Origin of the sequence: Duganella sp. Leaf126, from assembly GCF_001423125.1 — a bacterium.
Taxonomy (GTDB): Bacteria; Pseudomonadota; Gammaproteobacteria; order Burkholderiales; family Burkholderiaceae_D; genus Rugamonas.
Window position 1 is genome coordinate 63,419 of the sequence record NZ_LMNW01000023.1, and the last position, 24,985, is coordinate 88,403.

At 63.5% G+C, this 24,985-nt stretch carries 23 protein-coding genes; 10 read left to right on the forward strand and 13 right to left on the reverse strand.

The annotated features are described in order from the left end of the window. The first annotated feature begins 255 nt into the window (after positions 1 to 255). The 5 genes from ASF61_RS11510 to ASF61_RS11530 all read left to right on the forward strand — a co-directional run bounded on the left by ASF61_RS11510 (position 256) and on the right by ASF61_RS11530 (position 5,577). Positions 256 to 996, forward strand: a complete 741-nt coding sequence (locus ASF61_RS11510) for a response regulator (protein ID WP_056156560.1) — start codon at positions 256 to 258, stop codon at positions 994 to 996. After that, positions 993 to 2,063: an ATP-binding protein gene (locus ASF61_RS24385; protein ID WP_056155718.1), complete on the forward strand. Its 1,071-nt coding sequence runs from the start codon at positions 993 to 995 to the stop codon at positions 2,061 to 2,063. Before ASF61_RS11510 ends, ASF61_RS24385 begins: the two co-directional genes overlap by 4 nt. Positions 2,064 to 2,170: 107 nt before the next feature. Next, positions 2,171 to 3,232 (forward strand): DUF535 family protein, encoded by a 1,062-nt coding sequence (locus ASF61_RS11520; RefSeq protein ID WP_082491532.1) that lies wholly within the window; start codon positions 2,171 to 2,173, stop codon positions 3,230 to 3,232. Further along, positions 3,232 to 4,671: a sensor histidine kinase KdpD gene (locus ASF61_RS11525; protein WP_056155725.1), complete on the forward strand. Its 1,440-nt coding sequence runs from the start codon at positions 3,232 to 3,234 to the stop codon at positions 4,669 to 4,671. The genes ASF61_RS11520 and ASF61_RS11525 overlap by 1 nt, the downstream gene beginning before the upstream one ends. A gap of 342 nt (positions 4,672 to 5,013) precedes the next feature. Further along, on the forward strand, positions 5,014 to 5,577 hold the full coding sequence (locus tag ASF61_RS11530) for a hypothetical protein (RefSeq protein WP_156369566.1): 564 nt from the start codon (positions 5,014 to 5,016) through the stop codon (positions 5,575 to 5,577). A 243-nt stretch (positions 5,578 to 5,820) separates the two neighbouring features. Here ASF61_RS11530 and ASF61_RS11535 read toward each other — a convergent pair whose 3' ends face one another. The 9 genes from ASF61_RS11535 to ASF61_RS22780 form a co-directional block, all read right to left on the reverse strand. After that, the gene (locus tag ASF61_RS11535) at positions 5,821 to 6,327 is read right to left on the reverse strand and encodes a GNAT family N-acetyltransferase (RefSeq protein WP_056155731.1); all 507 of its coding nucleotides are present in this window, start codon (positions 6,325 to 6,327) and stop codon (positions 5,821 to 5,823) included. Positions 6,328 to 6,458: 131 nt separating this feature from the next. Beyond that, positions 6,459 to 7,097 carry a hypothetical protein gene (locus ASF61_RS23325; protein WP_156369567.1) on the reverse strand — a complete coding sequence of 213 codons (639 nt, stop codon included), beginning with the start codon at positions 7,095 to 7,097 and terminating at the stop codon, positions 6,459 to 6,461. Beyond that, on the reverse strand, positions 7,094 to 7,303 hold the full coding sequence (locus ASF61_RS11540) for a hypothetical protein (protein WP_156369568.1): 210 nt from the start codon (positions 7,301 to 7,303) through the stop codon (positions 7,094 to 7,096). Before ASF61_RS11540 ends, ASF61_RS23325 begins: the two co-directional genes overlap by 4 nt. A 96-nt stretch (positions 7,304 to 7,399) precedes the next feature. Next, on the reverse strand, positions 7,400 to 7,783 hold the full coding sequence (locus tag ASF61_RS22765) for a hypothetical protein (protein WP_082491534.1): 384 nt from the start codon (positions 7,781 to 7,783) through the stop codon (positions 7,400 to 7,402). A 105-nt stretch (positions 7,784 to 7,888) separates the two neighbouring features. After that, positions 7,889 to 8,311, reverse strand: coding sequence for a GNAT family N-acetyltransferase (locus tag ASF61_RS22770; protein ID WP_082491536.1), 423 nt, complete (start codon positions 8,309 to 8,311; stop codon positions 7,889 to 7,891). A gap of 70 nt (positions 8,312 to 8,381) precedes the next feature. After that, positions 8,382 to 8,639 carry a hypothetical protein gene (locus ASF61_RS23330; RefSeq protein ID WP_156369569.1) on the reverse strand — a complete coding sequence of 86 codons (258 nt, stop codon included), beginning with the start codon at positions 8,637 to 8,639 and terminating at the stop codon, positions 8,382 to 8,384. A 342-nt stretch (positions 8,640 to 8,981) separates the two neighbouring features. Beyond that, on the reverse strand, positions 8,982 to 9,473 hold the full coding sequence (locus tag ASF61_RS23335) for a hypothetical protein (protein ID WP_141749561.1): 492 nt from the start codon (positions 9,471 to 9,473) through the stop codon (positions 8,982 to 8,984). A 355-nt stretch (positions 9,474 to 9,828) separates the two neighbouring features. Next, positions 9,829 to 10,173 carry a hypothetical protein gene (locus ASF61_RS11545; RefSeq protein ID WP_056155737.1) on the reverse strand — a complete coding sequence of 115 codons (345 nt, stop codon included), beginning with the start codon at positions 10,171 to 10,173 and terminating at the stop codon, positions 9,829 to 9,831. A gap of 471 nt (positions 10,174 to 10,644) precedes the next feature. Continuing rightward, a complete protein-coding gene (locus tag ASF61_RS22780; RefSeq protein WP_082491540.1) occupies positions 10,645 to 10,968 on the reverse strand; it encodes a DUF3806 domain-containing protein in 324 nt (107 codons plus the stop codon). Between the two features lie 312 nt (positions 10,969 to 11,280). On the opposite strand from ASF61_RS22780, the gene ASF61_RS11550 reads away from it, so the two are divergent. From ASF61_RS11550 to ASF61_RS11560, 3 genes are all read left to right on the forward strand, one after another. Then, the gene (locus ASF61_RS11550) at positions 11,281 to 12,171 is read left to right on the forward strand and encodes a hypothetical protein (protein WP_056155740.1); all 891 of its coding nucleotides are present in this window, start codon (positions 11,281 to 11,283) and stop codon (positions 12,169 to 12,171) included. A gap of 119 nt (positions 12,172 to 12,290) precedes the next feature. Further along, positions 12,291 to 14,573, forward strand: coding sequence for a serine/threonine-protein kinase (locus tag ASF61_RS11555; protein ID WP_082491542.1), 2,283 nt, complete (start codon positions 12,291 to 12,293; stop codon positions 14,571 to 14,573). Continuing rightward, positions 14,570 to 15,193: a hypothetical protein gene (locus ASF61_RS11560; RefSeq protein WP_056155748.1), complete on the forward strand. Its 624-nt coding sequence runs from the start codon at positions 14,570 to 14,572 to the stop codon at positions 15,191 to 15,193. Before ASF61_RS11555 ends, ASF61_RS11560 begins: the two co-directional genes overlap by 4 nt. 36 nt (positions 15,194 to 15,229) lie before the next feature. On the opposite strand, the gene ASF61_RS11565 is transcribed toward ASF61_RS11560, so the two are convergent. The 4 genes from ASF61_RS11565 to ASF61_RS11580 form a co-directional block, all read right to left on the reverse strand. Beyond that, a complete protein-coding gene (locus ASF61_RS11565; protein ID WP_162241989.1) occupies positions 15,230 to 16,744 on the reverse strand; it encodes a sigma 54-interacting transcriptional regulator in 1,515 nt (504 codons plus the stop codon). A gap of 178 nt (positions 16,745 to 16,922) precedes the next feature. Then, a complete protein-coding gene (locus tag ASF61_RS11570) occupies positions 16,923 to 18,557 on the reverse strand; it encodes a sensor histidine kinase KdpD (protein WP_056155753.1) in 1,635 nt (544 codons plus the stop codon). Positions 18,558 to 18,792: 235 nt separating this feature from the next. Then, complete coding sequence (locus tag ASF61_RS11575) at positions 18,793 to 20,238, reverse strand: hypothetical protein (RefSeq protein ID WP_056155756.1); 1,446 nt, start codon at positions 20,236 to 20,238, stop codon at positions 18,793 to 18,795. Between the two features lie 296 nt (positions 20,239 to 20,534). Next, a complete protein-coding gene (locus tag ASF61_RS11580; RefSeq protein WP_056155760.1) occupies positions 20,535 to 22,499 on the reverse strand; it encodes an NPCBM/NEW2 domain-containing protein in 1,965 nt (654 codons plus the stop codon). A gap of 247 nt (positions 22,500 to 22,746) precedes the next feature. Here ASF61_RS11580 and ASF61_RS11585 point away from each other — a divergent pair, with 247 nt between their 5' ends. Beyond that, positions 22,747 to 23,667 carry an EamA family transporter gene (locus ASF61_RS11585; RefSeq protein WP_229205813.1) on the forward strand — a complete coding sequence of 307 codons (921 nt, stop codon included), beginning with the start codon at positions 22,747 to 22,749 and terminating at the stop codon, positions 23,665 to 23,667. 10 nt (positions 23,668 to 23,677) lie between these two features. Further along, positions 23,678 to 24,979 carry a D-tagatose-bisphosphate aldolase, class II, non-catalytic subunit gene (locus tag ASF61_RS11590; RefSeq protein ID WP_056155763.1) on the forward strand — a complete coding sequence of 434 codons (1,302 nt, stop codon included), beginning with the start codon at positions 23,678 to 23,680 and terminating at the stop codon, positions 24,977 to 24,979. Positions 24,980 to 24,985: the final 6 nt, after the last annotated feature.

A 24,985-nucleotide genomic window follows, 5' to 3' on the forward strand; every position in this document is an offset into this window, starting at 1 on the left:
GGGTCCGGCGCGGCGGCGGTCGTCTCGTGTGGTTCGTCATCATCGGTGCCAGCATTGCTGCTGCGGTATCGGGTGGTGGATCGTTGGCCGGCGAGTGTAGCGGCGCTCGATGGGGGTTCGATGGCGGTTGTGTGGAGATCGTGTGGAGCGCAACAATAGGCATGTGCGATGCCGAAACGGCGCAATTGTGCTTCTTGCAGCTGGCGCGGATGCGGTACATTGAGCGCTTTCCGCATTCACCTGATTCCGATTGCCATGTCCACGCTATTTACCGGCACCGCGCCGCCGCTTCCCGCCACCAGGGGCCTGATCCTGATCGTCGAAGACGAACCGGAAATCGTCGAGATCGTGCGCGCCTACCTGGCCCGTGACGGCTTTCGCACCGCCACGGCGGCCAATGGCCACGAGGGTTTGCGCCAGCACCTGGCCCACAATCCCGACCTGGTCATCCTCGATGTGGCGATGCCCGAACTCGATGGCTGGGAGGTGCTCACCGAGCTGCGGCGCCGTGGCGATACGCCGGTGATCATGCTGACCGCGCACGACCAGGACATCGACAAGCTGACGGGACTGCGCATCGGCGCCGACGATTACGTCGTCAAGCCGTTCAATCCCTCGGAGGTGGTGGCGCGCGTGCGCGCCGTGCTGCGCCGCACGCAGGCCAACCGCGCCAGTGCCGACAAGGCGCGCATCCTGGAATGCGGTCCCCTGCGCATCGACCTCGACCTGCACCAGGCCCACGCCGTGATCGACGGCGTCGCGCTGGCCCTGCCGCTGACGCTGACCGAGTTCCGGCTGGCGGCGTACCTGGCGCGCACGCCCCAGCGCGTGGTGGCGCGGTCGGAACTGCTGACGGCCTGCCTGCCCGAAGGCGATACCCTCGAGCGCACGGTGGACAGCCATATCAGCAAGCTGCGCCGCAAACTCGAGGACGCCCGCATCGTCGGCATGCCGTTCAGCATCCGCGGCGTCGGTTACCGCATGGCGGCGGAATGACGCGCCGCCAGGGCCTGGGCGGCCAGATCCTGCGCTCGATGATCACGGTGGTGGTCGGCGTGAGCGTGGTCGTCATGGTCTGCCTGTACGCGTTTTACGCCCTGCTGTTCCTGTACAACCCGGCGCCGCCGCAGCCGGACAGCGCCGACTACTGGACGCCCGAGTGGTCGGAGTGGATCTTCATGGGGGCGATGGTCATCCTCAGCGCGGCCATCGCCGTGGTGTTCGCCACGCGGCTGACGCGCCGCCTGCTGACGCCCCTCAATTCCGTCGCCGACGCCGTGCGCCGCGTGGCCCATGGCGACCTGGCCGCGCGCGCGTTGGCAGGCGACCGTGCGCTGGGCGAAACGGCCGCGCTGGTGGACGACTTCAATTCGATGGCCGAGCGCCTGCAGCGCACGGCGCTCGAACTCAACATCTGGAATGCCGCCATCGCCCACGAGCTGCGCACCCCGGTGACCATCCTGCGCGGGCGACTGCAGGGCCTGGCCGAGGGCGTGTTTGTGCCTGATGAAGCACAGTTCCGCAGCCTGCTCGGGCAGGTCGAGAACCTGTCGCGGCTGATCGACGACCTGCGCGTGCTGAGCCTGGCCGACAGCGGCCACCTCGCTCTGCGCAGGGCGCCGGTGGACCTGGCGCGCGAACTGGCGGACCTGCTGGCACTGCTCGCGCCGGGCTTTTCCGCGGCCGGATCGCGCCTGACATCGGACCTGTTCCCGGGCACGGTGGTCTGCGACATCATCCGCGTGCGCCAGGTCGTCCAGGCCTTGCTCGACAACGCACGCCGGTATGCACAGCCGGGCACCGTGCGGGTCACTACCGTGCGCGACGGCAGCGCCGTGCGCCTGCAGGTCGAAGACGACGGTCCCGGCCTCGGTGACGAGCTGGCAGGCAATGTGTTTGCCGCTTTCAATCGCGGCAACGATTCGCGCTCCCGCGCCAGCGGTGGCAGCGGGCTGGGCCTGGCGGTGGTGCGCGCCATCGCCGAGGCCCACGGCGGCGCGGCGAGCTACCGGCGCAACCGGCGCGGCGGCGCCAGCTTCGAGGTGGTCTTGCACTGCCCGTAGCGGAGCGCGGGCGGCGCGATCTCCACCGGATCTCCACACAGCGCCCATCCAATCTGCATGAACCGAGATTAACCTGCCGATCTTTGTAGTCGTCAAAAGGCAGGGATATGTTTCGATCGTCACCGACAATCACCGTGCGCTCGGGCGCCCACGGCTCCACCGCGCTGGCGCGCGCCCGCGAATACGTCAAGCTGCTGGCGCGCAGCGTGATCCATCCCCACGCCAGCCACGTCTGGCTGGGACTGCTGAACTCCGATCCGCTGTTCCACCAGCTCGTTGCGCTGCGTCCGCGCCTGGTCGGCAAGGTGTTCCGCCCTTACCTGTCCGGCACGCTCGACAGCAGCCAGCGCGCAGCGCTGCTGGTGGGCCACTATCACTGCATCCTGCGGCAGGGCTGGGGGCCATTGGTGGTGCAGGCGGCCGGCAGCGGCGTTACGCTCGGCCAGGTTGCCGGCAAATCCGGCGCTGTGCTGCGGCTGGTGCTGCGCGCCGTCGAGCCGATGGAACGCGAGGGAGAGCTGGCGCTGCAGCTGTTCCATGGCGATGCGCTGGTGACCACCTGCGCGTTTTCGCTGATCGACACCGGCGATGGCATCCATATCAGCGTCGGTTGTCTGCAGGGCCCGAGAGACGGTCACGGCGGCGGGCGCGCCATCGTACGGGAAGCCACGCGCGCGCTGCACGGCATGCGGCCGAAAAGCCTGCTGATCAAGCTGCTGTGCGCCATTGGCCAGCGCTACCGCTGCAAGGGTCTCTGCCTGGTGGGTAACCGCAACCGCGCCGTGCAGCGCGCCATCAGGCAAGGCAAGGTCCATGCCGACTACGACGGTTTCTGGCGCGAGTGCGGCGCGACGGCGCGCCCCGACGGCGACTACGCGCTGCCCTGCGCGCCGCTGGCAGCGCCGGACCTGGCGGCAATCGCGTCCGGCAAGCGCGCGGCCGCGCGCCACCGCTTCGAGCTGCTGCGCCAGATCACGGACGCGCTCTGCGCCATCCTGCATCGGGCCACGCAGACTAGTCAGCCCGGTCAGGCACAGCAGCAGGCGCGCCACGCGCGGGCCACGGAGGCGGCCAGGCAGCAGCAGAGACCGTTTACACAGCCCGGCCGCTACGCCAGCGCGGCAATCGGTTGCAGGGTCTTGATCGGCAATCGTCAAACTGCGTCATAATGGCGGATACGCGTGCGCTTCAGCCGAAGCCGGCGTTTTCCAGGATAAAGTATGAAGACTGTCATCGCGCACCGATTCCGGATGCCGACCATTGCGGCGCGCAGCCACAGCTGCCTGGTGCGACACTGATCTCGGCGGGTACCGCGCACTGGCTGCCGGACACCGATCGAGACATCAATCAAGACACTAAGCAAACCAACGCCAGCGCCGCGATCGGCGACCGCCTGCGCCAGGCGGCAGGCAGCCCGCGCGCCGGCCAGCAACCCGCAGCGCGCCTGGGCGGCCACGGCGCCATGCTGCCGCAGCCGGTGGGCCCGGGCGACGACGTCGACGCACTGCGCCGCGCCCAGCAGCGGCTGCGGCTGGCCCTCGACGGCGGCAAGATGGGCACCTGGGACATCGACCTGCGCAGCGGCGTGATGGCGTGTTCGGGGCTGTGCAAGGAAAATTACGGCCGCTCTGCCGCCGCGCCGTTTACGTACGAAGATCTGGCGGCGTCGGTGCATCCGGACGATGTCGGGCACTGGCGCCGGGCGGTCACCGATGCCATCGAGAGCGGCGGCGAGTTCGGCATCGATTACCGCGCCGTGTGGCCGGACGGCTCGATCCACTGGATGTACGTACGCGGCAATTGCGACCGCGACGACCAGGGCCGCGCCACCATGCTGTCGGGGATTTCGCTCGATGTGACCGAGCGCAGGCGCGCGCAGCAGCTGGAGCAGGAGCGCGCCGAGGCGGCCCTGCGCGAGAGCCAGAAAAAATCCGAGTTCCTGACGATCCTGGCGCACGAGCTACGCGGGCCGCTCGGCCCGGTGCGTGGCGCGCTGCAGGCATTGAAGCTGCGTGGCGACCATCCGAAGGAACGGGAGTTCCTGCGCGCGCTGGCCGAACGCCAGATCGATCACATGGTCGTGCTGATCGACGACCTGCTCGACCTGGCGCGCGTCGAACGCGGCGAGATCCGGCTGCGCTGCGACGCCATCGATCTGCGCACGCCGCTGCAGCTGGGCATCGAGGCCAACACTGCGCTGATCGAATCGCGCGGGCAGCACTTCGACGTCGCCGGTATCGACCAGCCGGTCATGGTGATGGCCGATCCGACGCGGGTGACCCAGATGGTATCGAACCTGCTCAACAATGCGTCGAAATATACGCCCGCGCGCGGCCGCATCGGGCTGCAGCTCACGCAATGCGATGGAACAGTCGAGATCTGCGTGATCGACAACGGCGTGGGCCTGGAAGCCTCGGCGCTCGAACGCATCTTTAACATGTTCGAACAGGTGGAAGACCAGAAAGCGCAGGCACAGGGCGGCCTGGGCATCGGGCTGGCCCTCACCCGCCAGCTCGCGCAGCTGCACGGTGGTACCGTGACAGTGCACAGCGACGGCATCGGCCATGGCTGCCGTTTCTCGCTCGCGCTGCCGCTGATGGCGGCCTGAGGTAACCCAGCCATTTTGCCGCTGACCAAGAGGTGTTGTTTTCGCTGCCGCCACCCGAGGACAACGCGGTTGCAGCCACCGCTTCGGGCAGGCGTGGCGGCGTGCACGGTTTTTTCGGCTCGGGATGGCGGCAACGTCCGCTTAGGTGGGAGAGCCCACGTTGAAAATTGAATTCGCATTGCATTCGTGACAGCTGTGTACCAGACTCAGCTTGTCTCCTCTGATTTCCAGCCCGGAAGTTTCACTATTCCAAGCAGGGATTGGAATTTTGCCCGCCAGTCTGGGGGCATTTTTTTTGGCTTGCGCGGGCGATGGCGCAAGACCGCACTGATCGATTCCATCATGAAGATTATCTGTATTGCGTGGGGTTCCCTGATCTGGCGGCCGGGCCAGTTGGTACTGGCTTCCGACTGGCATGCCGGAGGCCCTTTGCTGCCGCTGGAGTTTGCTCGAGACAGCGACGACAGCGACGAACTGGCCCTGGTCTTGTGCAACGGGGCCGCGCCGGTGCCGACCTACTGGGCCCGCATGGCAACCGACGACCTCGACGTGGCGAAGGCACAGCTGCAGCAGCGCGAAAAAATTGCAGCAGATCGTCCCGAGTGGGTCGGCTGCATCGGCGCGGCGCAAGACCGTCACGACGCCGTGTCCGACACCATCGGCAACTGGCTTGCCGCACACGATGCCGACTGCGCGATCTGGACCGCGATTCCGCCAAAATTTCATCATCAAAATGGCCGGGTGCCCACCGAAGCGGAAGCCATCGCTTTTCTGACGTCGTTACGCGGCGAGGCGCGCGTTACCGCGGAAGACTACATCCGCCGGGTGCCGGCCGACATCATGACGGCGTACCGGGTCCGGTTCGGAGAACTGCTGCACTGGACGCCGCTGCCCTGCACCGCGTGAGCGGCGCGAGGGCGCTGCCCGGCTGCCTGCCGCCCCGGGAGTGGCCTGTCGCCCATGGTTGCCGATGTGGCCGATCAGCGCCGAAGTGGCCGAGCATCGCCGATCGGACGGCCCCTCACCGCGTCGCCTGTTGCGTGACACAACAAGTAAAAGAATTCGGCTGATGTGCCTTTAATAATGAAAGATTTGCGGTCTGTCGGGACCTATCGACCGTCCGCTTTCGCCCCGAAGCGGACATTCGCGTCAGCTTTGAGAAGTCAGTCCTAGCCTCCACAACTCCGGGCTGTCACGCCGGAATCCCAAGTTAGCAAACATGCGTTGTGCACGTTCATTCTCGGAATGCACGTCCGCCGTGAGTTCCTTTAGTTTGAGGTCGTCCTTTGCGTAGATGGCCAAAATACTGACTGCTTCTTTCATATAACCACGTCCCCAACACGCACTTTTCAACATGCACCCGACCTCCGCCGATTGGAGAAGTGCATTGAAGCTGTGTAGTCCACAGGTACCCACTAGCGTGCCGGTCTCTTTTATTACAACACCCCACTCCAGGGATTTCCCCTCCAACAAAAGTCTGCTGATACTCTTGAGCATAAGAGAAACCGTCGCCAAGTTTTCGAACGGTTTCTCATCTGTAAATTTCATCACAAATGCATCGCCGTAAATATCGAACAGCTCATAGGCATCGCTATGAACCATGGGTCTCAGCTCAATCCGGCGACTCTGCAGTAGGGGAAGGACGACGGGTAACATACTCTCATCAAAAAACTAGCCGACAGATTACCAATATCATTTTCCAGCACGTCGTGAGCGGCCGCTGTTGGCCGATTGTTGACGACGACCACGCTGCCTCAACCGTACCTGGCATAAGGGAATCGCTCCAATTAGTTCTCTAAAACCCCACTATAACAACGCGATTGATACGAGGGAAGTTTATGTAATGGCTGCCCGTAAAGATGCAAATGATAGGTCGCTTCACGCCCTGCTGCACACGTAGAGTGTATTGCTTTGCTTGATAGGCAGATGAAATCCATGGATTTTACCTCTGTTTCTGAAACCGGCTTCACCGTTTTCGTTCGGAATTCGAAAATTTCGTAAGTTACGTTGAGTTCGTTACCCGATAATCCAACAATAACGGCCCAGGTTTGATGTTCATGCGGAGCGCTTTGTACACCAGCGGCATCGGAGACGAGATATAAGGAGGGCCCAAAATCAGCCTCATAGAGTGGATACACAAGCTCCTCACTATCTATGGCTTTACGATACCTTTTCTTATCCAACTCGACGGATTTCGCAAGAACTACCATTGATACCCCTATGCAATTTAGTTGTCCCTCAGTAGGCTCATCGTTGAGTTTTAGTTCTAACAAATTATCAAAGAATTTTTTTATCATGAATAGGTTGTTAATGTCCGCTTTTGGCCGTTCTCGGCCGGTCGCGCTAGCATAGCATGTTGCCGTTACGAAAACATCATGATCAACCCCGAGACGCCGTTGTCGCCCAAGAGCGGCCATACTCATCATTCTTGCTTCGGCTTTTTCTGGAAACGATCGCCATCCGGATCCAGATCTCTGTGTTCGCGAACAACTGGAAGTTGAAGTTTGAACCAGAGGTGTCCCATCATCTCGGCAAGGCCACGCAAGTGCGCAGTCCGCTCGTCTTCCGGCAGTGTGCGAATGATGCTATCTGATCCGTTGAGAGCCTCACCAATGCGTTCGTAGGCATCCATAAGCTTCTGCGCGGTTGAATGATCCATTTTTACCCTAGCAATTTTTCTAGTTAATTACTCGACCGGATCCGAAAATCTAACGACCGCTCTTGGCCGTTAAACGCCATGTGGCTGATAGACTCCAGCAACGGGCGCGCTACGGCGTGGAGTGGTGTCGATTCCGGCTTCGATGAGTGCCAGTACACCTTGAACCGCGACCTCCAGCTCATCTTGGTTGCAGACATATTCATCAAGCTTGCCAACGTGTCGATATGAAGAGCGGTTGAATCCCTCTTCAATATCGTTGTACCAAATGGCATTCTCTCCAACTAGAGCTACAACCCAAAAACCGCCCCCTACCAGTCCGTGCGATTGCTCACTCCATTTCTGCGGAGTGATTTTGATTGCATGCCAGAGTTTAGAAAGCTGAGGTGACATACGGGCCTCTGCCTTAATCACCAAGTCCCATAAGTCAACTTCTGAAATCGGTGTCCAGTCCATTACTTCTTTCCTTTTATGGCTATGTCTGCTGTTGGCCGGTTGCCGTCTATGCGAATTCCGTCCTTAGCCGCCGGTTCCTTCTATGCTGGAATCGCGGTCAGCCCGTTAAAGGCTCTTGGTCATGAATACGCGACTGATACCGGGCCGGGTGGCAATTTCGCCAAAACTCACCCACCCGTTTTTTTCATAAAAACCAGGGGCCTGAAAACTGATCGTGTAAAGTACCGCCGCGCTGCATCCCCGACCTCTAGCCTCGTCTTCGAATGCCCTAAGGATTTTTGTCCCGAGTCCAGAACCACGCAGCGAACTCGGCAAATGGAAAAGGTCGAGAAAAGCCAGTCCCAAGGAGGTTCTTCCAATAGCGCCTCCCAGCACTTCGTTGCTCGTGGGGTCTTTTACGATTACATTGAGTGTGCGTCGATCACTCAGCCCAGCGGCGTGCTCATTAAATTCGTCCAAACCTTTGCCGAGAATTACTTCAAATTCCGCGTCTGCATTCTCAGTGACCACGATTATCTTATCCTCCAAAGCTTACCTTTCTTATTCCATTGTCCTAATTATCAACATCTTTTGTCTGACTGCTCTTGGCCGAACTCGGTCACGTTGGTTTTAAGTCCGTAGGAAACTGACTGTCACGCTGCCAATTTTCCTCATTTGTGTCACCAGACGCATCTCGCCGGTTCCAAGCTCTATTTAGATGTGAAAAGACATGCACAAGGTCGATACGTAGGTTCACCTCGTCGTATTCAGTATCGCTATTCATTTTGGATATCAGCGAGGTCAAGTGCTCCTGAGCGTCTTCCAGCTCGTACATGAGCGTAGCCCAAGCCTCCGGGGCAGTTTCTTTACTAATCATAGGGTCGCCTTAAATTGCATTGCAACGACATCGGGAACTTCCGCTTTTGGCCGATTGATGCCAACTTAGTGCCTAAATGTAGGTGCAGCCCCTGGCTCGCACAGGCTCGCCGGTACGGTCCAGACTTCTGGAACAATCCCGCCGATACCGCCCTGCGATTTGCGTGTAGCGTTTGAATTGCCAAACCAGAGTACTACATGGTCTTCAGGAACGCCTATGTCGCCAGACAGGCCAACAATGACCGCCGGTACGCCATCGAATTCTATAAGTTGGCCCTTTTGCAGTTCCATATTTTTCTATACCAATTGAGTTCAGTGAGCGGCAGCTAATGGCCGTTAACGGCTAGTCCTCAAGCAGCCAGTTTTTTGGACGCACGAAGCCAATAAGGTCCGCCGACATCTGTTCAAAAAAGTGGCGGAACACCTCTGCATTTTCGACCTGCTGGCGCTTTTCCACGTAGCTGAAAGGCGGCACGGAAACCAAGTGGTAGTCAGCAGTTTCTGCCCGTGCCATAGTCAAAAATGTTCCGTCTGCATCGCTTGCGATGCACCATTTCAATTGAGTGCACGCACCGAGAAGCAGTCCGAACGCAAAACCTAAGCCCGATATCGCCACGTCATCTGTCGCGCGGCCAAATTCTTTGTCCTGACGCCACCGAGTTCTCAGAAAATCCACATAGATTGGAGTAACTGGAAAAGCGTTGGCTACGTCAACGTGAGGGGTATATCGAGCATTCAGCGCGAGTAAACTCGGCAGGTTCTCGGTCCGCAAACGGTCGAACTCTCCTGCATCGAGCTGGCGGTCAATCGTGAATCTGTACGCATCTGAATTCATGGGTAAATAACTCAGTTCAATTAATAAAGACGTCTGCTCTTGGCCGGGTGCTGTCAACCGGCCTGTTTGTCACCAATGCGCCATGACAACCCCGCAATCAGTCCGAGCCCCAAGAGTAGTAATGATGCCATGCCCTTGCTTACAGCGAAGGTGATTATTTGAAATCCAACGCTGTTTGCATAGAGGTCTGGAGATGGATTCACTCGTAGCTCTTCCATCGTACTGTAGATATCCACGCATCCATAAATCAATACGCCGAGAAGCCAAGTGCAGAACACTGTAAGTAAAATGTATTTTCGCTCCATTTCAATTATTCTCGTGAATGCTAGTCCGTCTGCTACTGGCCGATTGCTGACTACGATGCCTCAACATTGTTCGTGACGAACATTTCGACGAACTGCATTGGTGTAAGTGTCACCCCGTTTTGTTTGGCGATATTTTGGTTTTTGACCCACATCGATTGAATGGCCTCACCAATATTTTGCGGAAAGTGAAGCTGGGCTACTACGATATCTTCCCATGTGCCGCCTGATGAATAGACCTCTCGCAGTTTAGGCGTCATTTGTACAAGCATCGCTTCCTGAGATAAGTCAAGCTCACCGATGCATTTCAATACGAATGAATCGACGAGCTTGAGGAACGGTTTTCCAACGTAGCGGTCTACTGGCTCCGTTTTTTTGCCAAATCCGAAAATACCCATTCTTCTATCCTGACTTGAAAGATTGCGGAGCAGTCATGCTGAGTTAGTAATTTACGCGATGCAAAGGACAGCTATTGGCCGGTTGCTGTCAGATAACTTCCGGCCCATATGTCCAATTAGCAGCTTCAATCCGAAGCGTATCACCAGATTGCAGTTCTATTTCAAAATGCCCGGCCTTTAACTCCGCTGAACTATTGACTGGTGACGACGGTCCCCAACTCTCGCGTCGTGGAAGTTCGATATGCGTGAATCCTTCAAACACGAGCGTATGAGGTGGCAAACCAACTGGGAGTAGCCGGATATCGCATCGGGCGGCCTTCCAGTTGATGCATACAGCCGACACCGTAGCATCGTGGATTGATATCGCACTAAAGGACATTGTTTTTCCCAAAAAATTCAAGCGGCCGCCATTGGCTGATCTGAGACGGCCAGCCCCAGCCGAACGCTGACTTTTCCAAGGAAAAAGAGATGCTAAAGCGTATCTGAATTCTTCCTCAAAATTTCTTGAACTGTGTCGGCTCCACCGTTGTAGAGGTCGAATACCTCAACCTCTTCCCCATGTTCAACGCATTTTGAAATCATGGTGGGAGGGAAGATTATGACAGAAGTGTCTTTGTATCTGGGAGCGTAATCTCTCCCGTGAGCATCATCGACAACTATCCAATGGTAGTCTATGCCAAGGGCAAATGCTTCCCCCCATACGACACCGCCTTGGCGCAGCGCTGGTGATTGCCGCGTCGGCGGGGACCATGTCAGGCAACCGTTGACATGTAAATTGACAGCATTGGTTGACATGTCAACGGACGTCAGGCCGCATGTATGCGTCTGCGGCACGCTGGCACATCAATTGCTACTAAGGCCATACGCAACGATGTATCGACCTTGAAAGCAACAGATTGTGATCAGCCCCGTCATCCCTCCCGCCCAGCAACCCAACCACCGCCCGCGCCATGCGCATCGCCAGTCGAGCAACATACTTAGCATAACCGATAGCCGCGATTTGCCGTCGGCGCTGTCCGTCTTCCGCATGCCCGGCGGCGGCAAATGCGCCCTCCCCGGCCATGCCCGCACCGTCAGCCGTCTCAACCACTGCGTCGGCCGCCGAGCTTGAGCGCCTACCTTCCCCTGCTGCACCTGAGCGCGCGCCTCGCCTTCTTCGGCGAGCAGGCCATGCACCGTTTCCGCTTCGCGCCATGCGCTGCCACCGCCGCCCGGCTGGCGCGACTGGGCATCGTCTGCCAAGCCCACACGGGCGGCCTGACGCTGGCCGCCCCGGCGTCGCTGCACCGGGCGCTGCGCAGCGGCGATGCAGCCGTTGCCGCTGCGCTCGATCTCGCGTTTCTTGCCTGGAGCACCGGCGTCAGCTTCCCGCTGGTGACGGCGCTGGCACCGCCGGCGGCGCATGCGCGCCTGCTGTTCCAGGGCGCGGGCGCCGTGCATGAAAGCGGCAGCAACTGGCGCCTGCATGCCGGCACCGAGGCCGATGCCAGCGCCTGGCAGCTTGCCACCGAGCCGCACCGCATTGCCGCCCACGACGACTGCACGCTGGCGGCGCCGCACCCGGCATTCCAGGTGGTGCTGGACGGCGCCGCCATCACGGCCGCACTGGCACAGACCGCGAGCCCGCGCTTCCTGGTGCGCTTCGGCGCGCGCCGCACGCGGTGGAAATACTATCTGCCCGGCGACCTGCTGGCGCGGTTACCGGCCGGCAGCGTCCCGGCGATCGTCGATCCCGACGGCGTGCTGAGCTTTATTGACGGCAGGCCCAGCGCGCTGCCGGACGGGCGCCCGGCGCTGACCTTCATCAGCGAACAGGCGGTGGCCATGCGCCAGCACCCGCCGCAGCGGCTGCAGCTGCACGCGCGCGGAGCATCCGCAGACGGTGCCGCCGACCGCCTGCTCATCGATCGGCTGCCGAACGCCAGCGTGGCCGGCGTCGTGCCGGATATGGCAGCCGGCAGCGACGCCGTGCTGGTGTCGGAGATTTATCTGGGCTGATCGCACAACGGTGCCGTCCTCACCGCCAGTCAACTAGTAATTGACACAAAGCAATTGCCAACCAATAATGATCAGCTCGCTTATCCCGCCTCCACGCCGTTCGCCCCAAGGAGTTTTCCATGCTTGATGACCAGGCTGCGCCTGCAACACTGGACCGTTTTGGTCGCTACTTGCTGGAGCGCAGTCTGGGTGAAGGCGGCTTCGGCCGCGTGTTCGAGGCCTGGGACCCGACCTTGCAGCGCAAGGTGGCGCTCAAGTGCCTGAAAGTCGCCAGCGGCCATGGCGCGGCCGACGCGCTGATCGACGAGGCGCGTTGCGCCGCATCGCTGCAGCACCGCGCCTTTGTCCGGGTATTCGCGTTCGAAGAACACGCGCACAGCCAGGCAATCGTGATGGAACTGGTGCCGGGCGCGACGCTGCGCGCGAGCCTCCCGGCAGGCGGCATGGCGCCGGCGCTGGCGCTCGAGATCGTCGATCAGGTGGCCGAAGCGATGGCCGAGGCGCACCGGGCCGGTCTGATCCACGGCGACATCAAGCCGACCAACCTGATGCGCGAGCCGTCGGGCGCGGTGCGCATCCTCGACTTCGGGCTGGCACGCAAGATCGATCCGCTGGCCACCGACGTGACCGCAGCGCAGGACAGCGCTGCCACGGTCGCGTACACCGCGCCCGAGCGGCTGATGGCTTGCCCGCTCACTCGCGCCAGCGACATCTATTCGCTGGGCGTGGTGCTGTACGAAATGCTCACCGGCGAGCGGCCGTTCGCCAACCTGACCGGGCTGGCGCTGGCTGCCGCCCACGTCCACACCACGTCCGACAGCTGGCCTTTCCCGGTCAGCACCGACCGCTCGCTGGTCGAGCTGGTGCGCAAGATGACCGCGCACGACCCGGCCAGCCGACTGGCGTCGATGGAGGCCGTGCGCGAGCGCATCGCCGTGTTGCGCGGCGTCGCCAGCGCCGCGCACACGCCCTCCCCGCAACAGCAGCAGCAGCCGGCGCAGGGGGCGCCAGCGCCGCCGTCCGGGTCGGCGTCCGCCGCGGCTGCCGGCGCTACCATGGCCGCGCCTGCACCGGCCAACTTGCCGGCCGCCGCCGGCGAGGCGCGTTCGCTGCGCGCACGCTGGCGGCGTCCGCTGGCGATCGTGCTTGGCGCCGGTGTGTTACTGGCAGTGGCACTGGCGGCCGTGCAGCTGCCGCCACCGGAAACATGGCAGCGCACGCTGGCGCCGTTTTCCACTGCCGCCGCCATGGCAGCCGGCATGGAACAGCTGGGCCAGGCCGACCGCGACGGCGCGCTGGAACAGGCCTTGCAGCATTTCCAGGCCATCCTGGCACGCGATCCGCAGCATGCGGGCGCCGCCGCCGGCGCCTCGGTGGCCTACAGCCTGCGCTACATCGGCGATGGCCGCGATGAAAGCTGGCTGCGCTTCGCAGCAGCCGGCGCGCAGGCAGCCTTGCTGCACGACGACCAGCTGGCGCTGGCCCATGCCGCGCAGGCGTGGGTGCTGGCGTTGCAGGGCCATGCGCCCGAAGCGCTGGCCGTCGCCGACCGCGCGCTGGCGCTCGATCCGCGCGACCTGTCGGCGCTCAACGCCAAGCTCAACGTGCTGCTGCGCCAGCGCCGCTTCGACGCGCTGGCCGCCGCGCTGGCGCAGGCTCAGCGCAGCATGCCCGGTGAGCGCATGTTTTACGATCTCGAGGGCACCATGCATTACCAGCAGGGCGACTACGTGCGCGCCGAGCAGGCGTTTCGCCACAGCCTGCAGCTGGCGCCGGACGCCGTGCTGGCCTACGCCAACCTGAGCGCCGCGCTGGGACGCCAGGGCCGCAGCGACGACGCGCTGGCCATGCTGCAGCAAGGCCTGCGCCTGCGCCCCAGCGGCAAGCTGTACACCAACCTCGGCGACGCCCTGTTCCGGCGCGGGGACTATGCGGGTGCGGCGCGCGCGTTCGAACAGGCCGCGTCGGCCGCGCGCGGCGGCCCGGGCGATTATCTGAAGTGGGCCAACCTGGCCGATACGCTGGCCTGGATACCGGGCCGCGCGGACGAAGCGCAGGCTGCGTACAAGCGCGCCATCCGCCTGCTGACGCCGCTGCTGGAACGTTCGCCCGACGATGCCACTTTTCTCAGCCGCATGGGACTGTACCTGGCCCATGTGCATGACGCCGCCGCAGCCGACGCGATCGCCCGCAGCGTGGCCCGCGCGCCCGACAGCGCCGACGTGCGGTTCCGGGCAGCCGTCGCCAGCGAGCTGGCGGGCCGGCGCGCACTCGCGCTCACGCATATCGGCCGCGCACTGCGGGCCGGCTACCCGGCCAGACTGCTCGAAGCCGAACCCCAGTTGATCGCGCTGCGGCGCGATCCCCGTTACCCCACCACCGTAGAGGAAAATACCCGATGAGCGACATCAGGCAACCCCATAAAAAACCGAACCAGCTGCGCCTGAACATCCATTTCGACGTCAACCAGGAAACCGACCAGCTGAGCTTCAGGCTGCGCCCTCTCCACCGCGAGGACGAGCAGGCAGCCGACCTCGCTGCACAGCGCAACAGGCACCGTGGCGTGCACGCCGACGCCCTGTATTTCCATCCCTGCGATGAAGTACACCTGCGCATCGTCGGCGGCGGCGCGCGCAACCGCGCTGCAGGCACCGGCTTCGGCGCGTTCCAGATCCTCGAATGCGCGCTGATCACGCGCCCCCAGGTGGCGGTGCGCGGTCCCCATGTGCGCACCCAATGGTCGCCGCCGTCGCCGTTCACCCAGTCGGCAGGCGCGATCGAGCCGCTGCGGATCGACTTTGCACCGCACGTGGTGGCCGACGAAGACAATTACCTCGAGATCGCCCAGGACTGGAAGCACACGCTCAATGTCGGCCTTGGCCGTGGCATGTGGGAGCTGTCGTTCTTCATGACCGTCAGAATCCTGGACGTGGACGGTCAGAACGAACAGGTCCGGGTGCTGATGTTCGATCCGGAAGCCGAAGTGGGGGGCACCGGCACCCTGCCGACCGATGGCGATTGAGCGCGACTGGCAGCTAGCGGGCGTGTCGCCCCGGCGCTAGCCGAGCAGGCCGACGCCGCGCAGGTGGCGGCGCAAGGCCTCGCCCGGCGTCTTCAGCGCCCGGGCGCAGCAGCGGATATCGTCGCCGTGTTGCGCCACCACGCGGCGCAGTTCATCGAGCGGTATCGCGGCCGCCGCGCGGATGGCGGGATGGTCGTCGATCAGTTTATACATCGACGGGCGCGACACGCCGAGCGCCAGCGCGGCAGCGCCCACCCGCCAGTCATTGTGTTCGAGCGCTTCCAGCACGGCCTCATGATCGAGCTCGGACAGGCGCAGGCGCCGCCCTGCCGGGCGCGCAGCCAAGGGCAGCCGCGCGGTGACGCCGGGATCGGCGTCAGCTTCCGGCAGCAAGGTCTCGAATGCCGGCGCCTGACCGGCGGCAGCGGCGATCAGCGCACGCCGCACCACCATGCCCAGCTGGCGCACATTCCCGGGCCAGTCGTAACGGCACAGCGCTTCCACCAGCGCCGTGGGCAGCACGGCCGGCGCCTGGCCGGCCAGCTGCCACTGCGTGACCATGTGACGGATCAGCAGGCCGATGTCTTCGCGCCGCGCGCGCAGCGGCGGCATGCGGATCACGAAGCCTTCCAGCCGGTGCAGCAGCGCCTGATTGAAACCGGCAGCCAGGTCCTGGTCGGTGGCCGCGATGATGCGCGCGCCGGTGGTCAGGTCGGCCGTGGCGCCCAGCGGCCGGTAGGCGCCGGTCTCCAGTACCCGCAGCAGCATCGGCTGCACCGATGCCGGTGTGTTGCCCACTTCGTCCAGAAACAGCGTACCGTTGCCGGCCTCGTCGAACCAGCCGCGCCGTACGCGCTCGGCGCCGGTGTAGGCGCCGCGCGCGGCGCCGAACAGGTCGGCGGCGGCCAGCGACTCGCTCAGGGTCGCCATGTTGACCGCCACCATCGGCTGCTGGCGCCGCTCGCTGGCGCCGTGGATCGCGTGCGCGACCACTTCCTTGCCGGTGCCGGTCTCGCCCAGCAGCAGCACCGGGACCGCCGTGCCGGCTGCCTGCCGGATCGATTCGTGCAGGCGCAGGACGGCGCCGCTGACACCGAGCAGCGTGCTGCTGTGATTGACGCGCGGCAGATGATCGCTCCAGTGCAGGCATAGCAGCACCGCGCCGCCCAGCGACAGCACCACGCCACGCTCGATGACGCCGGCGCCCAGCGTGGTGGCGCCGGTCAGCATGGCGCCATCGAGCGCGATACTCATGCGGCTTTGCGGCGTGACGACAGTGACCTCGTCGGCCGCACCGCGCAGCAGCATCACCGGGTCGCGCGCAAGACGGCGGTCGCCGAGCCCCAGCGGCGTACCGCCAGGGCGCCCGAACAGCGGGCCGAAACGGTTGAGCGCCACCTCGGTCGCCCCCGGCCGCGCAAACGCCTGCTCGCCCACGCGTTCAAGCTCGGGATGCCAGAGGATGGTCAGCGTCAGCAGGCGCGGGCCGGCATGCTCGAACGACGGCAGCAGCGACGTCAGCGTGTGATCGGGGTCGTAGTGGTCGCTCAATGCGGCATCCTTGGTAGCCAAAAAACAGTCATTCACTGCCACCCAGCACCCGGCCGGCATGGGGCGTGGTGCGTGACCGGCACCGGCGGCCTGGTGCTGGCAGTTGTTGTCCATATTAAAGTATGGCACAAGTGCGACGTCCACCTGCAGGTCGCCGCATGCGGACGAGCAAGGTCAGCTACCTGGCGTCCCGCAGGGGCAACGTCACCGTGAAGCTGCTGCCCCGCCCGGTCCCCTCGCTGTGCGCGGTGACGGTGCCGCCGTGCAGCTCGGTGAGCTTTTTCACCAGCGCCAGGCCCAGGCCGCCGGAGGTGCGGTCGGGCGTCAGCTGCGCCTGGACATAGGGCTCGAACAGATGGGCGAGCAGTTCCGCATCCATTCCTGCGCCATTGTCGGACACGGTGACCTGCACGCTGTGGCGGTCCATCGACGCCTGCAGCCCGATCGTCCCGTTCGGCGCAGTATATTTGGCGGCATTGCCGAGCAGGTTGGCGAACACCTGGGTCAGCCGCTGGAGGTCGCCCGACACGCACACCGGCACTACCGGCAGGTCGCTGCTGTACTGGTGGCCGCGCTTGTGCAGCGCGGGCGCGACCTGCTCGACAGCAGCGCTGATCGCCTTGCGCACGTCCACTGGCTCCCTGGTCAGCGCCAACCGTCCAGTGCGCAATCGCTCCATGTCCATCAGGTCGCTCACCAGGTTGACCAGGTTGGCGGACTGGGCGGCGATGATCTCGCCCAGTCGTTTGCGGTCCGACTCGGTCACCCCGCCGCCGTACTTGAGCACTTCGGCCGCAGCGCTGATGGGCGCCAGCGGATTTCTCAGCTCGTGCGCCAGCGTCGCCATGAACATGTCCTTGCTTTGATGCTCGGTCTGCAGATCGTGCACGGCATGCTCGAGTTCCGCTTGCGCGGCGGCGCGCTCCCGGTCGGAGGCGGCCAGCCGCATCGCCAGCCGCCTGACGATGATCAGGAACAGCAGGATGACCGTCCAGACAAACAGGATCAGCATGGACTCGGCTTCATAAGACACGATGCTTGCGCCGCTCGACACCACCGTTCCCGCCAGGATCGGGACCAGCAGCGCTGCGGCCAGCAGGCGGCGCGAAATGCGGGCGCCCGGCAAGTTGCCGGTAATCGCCGCCATGATTCCCTGACCTGACAAGGTGAACAGCAGCGCCAGCGCCAGCAACATCAATGCCGAGGTCGTGAAGATGGACGTGCCCTTGCGCGGCAGGACCTGAAACAGGAACGTGTCCTGCAGCAGATAGCCGCCGAGATTGAGCAGCGCGATGAAGAACACGACCAGTCCCACGCATTGCGCGGCGATCACCAGTGACTTCCTGGTGAGCATCAGTGCGCCGCAGGCCAGGGAAAAAATCAGGGAGGAAGTCATCAATGATGGCAGGCTGACCAACGTCTCGCCACCGCTGGTCGCCAGCACCAGCGGCGACGGTGACTGGCCGAGGAGGTAGCAACAGCCGATCGCTGCCGTGACCAGCATCACGGCCACGGCGGCCGGAGCGGCGCCCGAGCGCCACGCGCAGGTCGGCTGGCGCTGCAGTATCAGCAGGCCGAAGCTCGTCATCAGGATCAGCAGCGCGGTGGCGGGCACCATCGACGGCAAGCCGGGCCTGACCGAAATCAGCCATTGCGTGCCGCTGGCCCAGCCCGTCAGGTTGCTGAGCGCGACGATGATGGCCAGCCCGACCAGGCGCGGCGCGATCTTGCCGGGGTCGGTCAGCGCAATGCGGTCGGCACGGACCGCAGGTCCGGAACGCGTGGAACGGATGGTGCTATCGGATACCTGCATCGGCTTCCCCAGGAGCAACCCTGCTCAAGATAGAAACGATGACTGTAATCGCACTCGGCGCGCACCACCGTTAGCAAGTGCACCAAAGGCAAGACAGTCCGCGTTGCAGCGGACGCATTTTGGAGGCGGCCCGGTGTGGTGCAGCCGCGCAGTGCCTGGCAAGCGCCGGGGCCGGCCGCGACCGTCCGGAACGAGCGCCCCGCTGCGTGCAGGGGCTGGCACTGGCCAGAACAGACTACCGCGTGCCCGCCGGCGCGCTGCCGTACTCGTCGGCCCCGAGGTCGATGATGCCTTCGATACGGGCCTGACCGTTGATATCGGCAACGCCATTGACTGCGATGGCGCCGCCAGGATAGTAGCGGCTCCACAGCGGCGAGCTCCAGCCGGTCAATGCAACGCTGGTCGCGCCGACGTTAATCGCGGGCGACGTCGCCTGCAGGTTCAGATTGCCGCTTTCCGGCGCGACGTAGCGCGGATCGGCCAGGACGGACAAGCCTGGCATCATGCTGCCGGCGGTGCTGGTCCCCCACCACAGGTTGGTGCCCCACACATTACCGCTATGACCGCTGCCCAGGTCGGCAAAATTGGCTGTTGCAGCGCCCGTGCCAAAGAAAATATTATTGGTCAACCGCGCGTCGATCACCTTGTGCTGGAAGACGATCTCGGTGCCCCACCCCTTATTTTTATAGAACGAGTTGTTGTGCACATGGATGCGCTTTGCCGAACCCAGGCCCGATTCGTAGCCTCCCATCGTCAGGCCCACCTCGGTATTTTTGAACACGAAATTATTCGACATGACGATGTCTTCGGTGGCCTTGCCTGCGTGTTCGCTGGCGAACTCGAAACCCAGATCGTTGCCGCTGGAGATATTCCGATCGAAGACGATGTAGCGGCCGCCATCGACATAGAACCCTGCAGCCGAGCGCTCGCCACGATACCAGGTATTTTTACCGCTCGAATTGTTGACGGCACGGTTACCGCGCACGATGCCATTTCGCGCCCGGTTTTTCTCGCCACAGCCGGAGCATTCCGATTCGTAACCGATGAAATCGAAGCCGATGTTGTTATTGTCGTGAACGTAATTGTTGAGCACCTCGAAGCGGTCGACATTGCCGTTGATAACCAGCGCCTCGCTCGATTGCAGTACATTTTTATAGACTTCGTTACCCTGAATCAGGATGTCCGTGATGCCGGTCGTATTGGTGCCAAACACGGCCAGGCCGTGGGCGCCTGCGCTACATTCATCGGTGCAGGTATTGGTGTGCTGGATATCGTGAATCTTGTTGTTGACGATGTCCAGGTTGGCGCCACTGCCTTCGACCAGGATCCCGACCGGCGTGTTATTGACGTTGCCGGAGGTGAAGGCCGCCAGTTCGAAGCCTTCCACGCGCACGTATTTCGAGTTCCTGATCGTGATCAGCCCCTCGCGTCCGTCCGGCTGCAGCGTGATGCCGCTCACCAGCACCCCGGTATCGGCCTTGACGGTGATCGGCGCACTTGCTGTGCCCGATTTGCCGGAAATCAGAACTTTCTCCCTGTACTCGCCTGCCAGCACCCGGACCACATCGCCCGCGCCTGCCTTGTCCACCGCTGCCTGTATCGACTGCCCCGGCGCCACGGTGAACGTGGTGGCCCAGGACGCGGCCGGCATGCTCAGTGCCATCCATACGGCAGCGGCCATGGCCGGGGCCCTTAACTTGACGGGCGCGATTGAAACAAACGATGCGGTCGTATTCGAAAACGTTTGAGGTTTCAAGGAAGTCTCCTGGTGGTCGATGGTGCATCCATACTAAAACGCTAAAAAAGGAAAATCAATCGATTTCGAAACTATTCGTAACTTTTATATCGATAATCGAAAGTAATTACAGTTTATTTCTTTCGATTTGGTGCCGCTGGACCAGTGCCAACGCGGAGACGACCGCTTGCCAGCGCGGTGGCCGTACCGCGGACGCGGTATCGCGCCAGCGCTTGATCGCTTTACCGCAACCCTGCACCCAGCAGCCGGACATCGCCCCACGTTGCCACCACGGGCTGCGTGGCGCCGGCTTGCGCGTCCCGCACCACCAGTTCGACGATCCGGCTGCCGCGCAGGTCGGCGCTGATCTGCGTGGCCTTGCTGCCCAGGCGGACCGGTGCACTCGCGGCCAGCAGTTTGCCGTCGCCATAGACGTAGAACCGGACCGCCCCACTGCCGCTGGCGGACGAATCGTCGACGCCGACGGTCGCCGCCAGGCGCGCGTGGGCCGCGTCGTTCCTGACTTGGATGCGCGAATTGGCCAGCACGCCGATGCCCGCATCGAACGCCTGGCCGCCGACCTGCAAGGTCTGGCCGTACGGCGTCGCATCGGCCTGCGCACCGCCCCAGCCGGCGTACTGGGCCCGCGCTCCCGGCGAGCGCGAACCGCTCCACGGATCGATCATGCGGTGGATGGACGGATCGAGCTCGGGCTGGCGGGTGCCATCGACGGCGACATTGAGCGCGCCCGGGATTTCCGACAGATAGACGCCATGCTCGAGGATCCGCTTGCCGGTGGCGGCGAATACCAGCGTTTCGTGCGGCGCCAGCGTGAACGGCTGTTCGCCGGAGAACGTCAGCGTCCTGTTCGACCACAGGTCCTGCAGCAGCACCGGTGCATCGTCCGCCAGCTTCAGATGGCGGGCCTGCAAGACGATCGACACCGGTGCCGCGCTGCGATTGAACAGCGCCACGGCCTTGCGCCTGCCGTCGCCCAGCGTCTTGACCAGGATCTGGGCATCGTCGGAATCATAGGTCACCACCGCCTGGTGACCGGCCGGGTCCTGGTTCACGCGGATCAGCGCCTGGTTGCCCAGTACGCCCAGCAGCGACGCCGGCCCGTTGCGCAGGTCGTAGCTCACCAGCAGCGGCGCATTGATCATCGCCCACAGCGTAAAGTGCGAGCGGGCCTGCACCAGGTGATCGGCGTCGAACTCCCCATGGCCGATGTGCAGGATGTCCGGGTCGTTCCAGTGGCCGGGACCCGCGTACAGCGGGCGCTTGGCGGCGCTGTCGAAGTTATGCAGCATGCTGGTCCAGCTCGGCACGATGTCGCTGCTGGTGCGCCACAGGTTGCCCACCTGCTTGCCCCAAGCGCGCACGTTCGCCATGCCCCAGGCGCAGATCGATAGGACGTAGTCGTTGTCCGGCCTGGCCGCCGCGAGCGCGGCGGCCACCGCTTCGTAGCGGCTGCGGACGGCCCCGATATCGGTGCGGGTGATGGCGCTGCGGTCGATCAGCGGCGCCAGCGCGCGGTAGCCCTGCTCCTGCACCAGGATGGAGCCGGGCACGAAATCGGCCAGCCCGCAGGCGTCGATCTTGAGGTAGTCGAAACCCCATTCCCTGAAATACAGCGCGACATCCTGCTCCACGTGGCCATCGAGCCCGACTTCGCGCTCGGCGGTCGTCCCCTGCGGCAGATTGGGCGACTGCAGATCGTAGGCTTGCGAACAGGCGTTGCGGCCGATGTCGGTGTACAGCCCCGCTTTGAGCCCCATGGCGTGGAGCTGGTCGGTGAACGGCTTGAAGCTGGTGCCGGCGGCGCCGCCGGTTGCTGCCGACGGAAAGATGCTGGTGCGGATCTGCAGGCGGCCGTCGCTCTGGCGCCGCTTGAGCCACCAGCCGTCATCGATATTGACGTAGCGGTAGCCCAGGCCGGCCAGGCCGCTGTCCACCAGCACCTCGGCAGCGCCCAGCACCTTGGCCTCATCGACCTCGGTGCGGAACGCGTTCCAGCTGTTCCAGCCCATCGGCGGCGTACGCGCCGCCCCGCTGGCATGGCCTTCCCACCGGCCTGACGCTGCCAGGGGGTCGGGGCCCGGCAGGGAACTGGCCGGCAGGCTCGGGATGGCCAGCGCCGCAGCCAGCACGGCGGGCAGCACCACGGCGTGGCGCAACGGTCGATGTCGGGACCGGTAATGAGGCATCGATGTCTCCTTGATTGGCACTGCGCGCATCAAAACGAAACGGTTCGCTGGCTGGACGCGCCAGTGATGCAACGGCTTCGCGCAGAAAATGAAAATATTTTTACATGAATTTCCTTCGTTAAGTAAATTATGGATGAAAAACGACAGTTAATAGAAAGTTTTCGAAAGTATTTGTGTTTTCGTTATTTGCTCTCTACTATCCAACACCACCAGTCAGCGTAAAGGGCACGACAGAAATGGATATCCGATGATGAGCACACTCGATAGTCAGCGCAGAAGTAGTCGCCCGCGCTGGCTGCTGTACGCGCTGACCACCACGCTGCTGTGGGGCGTGTGGGGCGCGTTTGCCGGCATGCCCGGCCAGCACGGTTTTCCCGAAACCCTGATCTACGTGGTATGGGCGTTGACGATGGTGCCGCCGGCGCTGCTGGTCCTGGCGCGCAGCGGCTGGCGCGTGCGCCGCGACGCCCGCGCCGTGGCATACGGGCTGACCATCGGCGTGCTGGGCGCGGGCGGGCAGATGGTGCTGTTCTACGCCGTGAAGGCCGGGCCGGCCTACCTGATCTTCCCGCTGATTTCACTGTCCCCGGTCGTGACCATCGTGCTGTCGTTCCTGTTCCTGCGCGAACGCACCGGGCCGATGGGGGTTGCCGGCATCGTGCTGGCGATCTGCGCGCTGCCCTTGTTCGATTACGCACCGGGCGGCGCGCCCCAGCCGTACGGCCTGTGGTTCGCGCTGGCGCTGGGCGTGCTGGCGGCATGGGGACTGCAGGCGTATTTCATCAAGCTGGCCAACGCCAGCATGGATGCGGAAAGCATCTTCTTCTACATGACGCTCAGCGCGCTGATCTTCATCCCGGTGGCGCTGGCGATGACCGACTTTTCACAGCCGATCAACTACGGCCCGTCCGGCCCGCTGCTTGCTGCCGTGACACAGATCCTGAACGCGGTCGGCGCGCTGACGCTGGTATACGCCTTCCGGCATGGCAAGGCATTGATGGTGTCGCCGCTGGTGAACGCCGGAGCGCCGCTGCTGACCACCCTGATCGCCATGGCGCTGGCTGCCACCGTGCCGACCGGCTACCGGCTCGCTGGCATCGTGCTCTCGCTGGCGGCGGCACTGCTGCTGGCGTTGCAGCCCGACGATGGCGGCGCCACATCTACCTGAGGAGCTAACGATGGATTATTTACTGAACCTGGTCCGGCGCCACAAGACGGATCGCACCGTCGGCATCCACTCGGTGTGCTCGGCGCATCCGCTGGTGCTGGCAGCGGCAATGGAAACGGCGCGCGAACGCGACCTGCCGGTCCTGATCGAATCGACCTCGAACCAGGTCAACCAGGATGGCGGCTACACCGGCATGACGCCGGCAGCGTTCCGTGACTTCGTCCACGGGATCGCCGATTGCACCGGCCTGGCGCGCGACCGCGTGCTGCTGGGCGGCGACCACCTGGGGCCGAACGCGTGGCAAAGCCTGCCGCCCGAGGCCGCCATGGCCAAGGCGGACGTGCTGATCGAGCGCTATGTCGAAGCGGGATTCCGCAAGATCCACCTCGATTGCTCGATGTCGTGCAGCGGCGACCCGGTGCCGCTGCCCGATGCCGTGGTGGCCGAGCGCGCAGCGCGCCTGTGCCGTGTGGCCGAGCGAGCATGGCGCACGCACGGCGGCGCGGCGCCCGTCTACGTGGTCGGCACCGAAGTGCCGGTGCCCGGTGGCGCGCGCGAGGACCTGGACCAACTGAGCGTCACGACGCCCGATGCCGCCGCGCTCACCATCCGCATCCACGAACAGGCGTTTGCCGCCGCCGGGCTGGCAGACGTGTGGCCGCGCGTGATCGGCCTGGTGGTGCAGCCGGGCGTGGAGTTCGACCACCACAAGGTGATCGACTACCAGCCGCAGCGCGCGGCTGCACTGAGCCGCTTCATCGAAACAGAGCCTACCCTGGTGTACGAAGCGCATTCGACCGACTACCAGACACCGGCCAGCCTGGCTGCGCTGGTGGCAGGCCACTTCGCCATCCTGAAGGTGGGCCCGGGGTTGACCTTCGCGCTGCGCGAAACCCTGTGGGCGCTGGCGGACATCGAAGCAGCGATGAGCGGTGCAGGCGCGGGATCGGATTTCAAGAACACGGTGCTGGCCGTGATGCGCGCCGAGCCCGAATACTGGCGCAAATACTACGTCCAGGATCCGGTACGGGCGCGCTTCGACCAGCAGTTCAGCCTGAGCGACCGGATCCGCTATTACTGGCCGCACCCGGCCATCCAGGCAGCGCAGGCGCAGCTGCTGGCCAAGCTGGAACGCAGCCCGCCCCCGCTCACGCTGATCAGCCAGTACCTCCCGGCGCAGTACCAGGAGGTGCGCGCCGGCCGGGTGCGCAACCTGCCGGTCGATTTACTCAAGGAGGGCGTGGCCAGGGTGCTGCGCCAGTATCTGGACGCCTGTGCAGGCGCCGCAACCAAGGAGCTGGAAACATGTTAGTGGTGG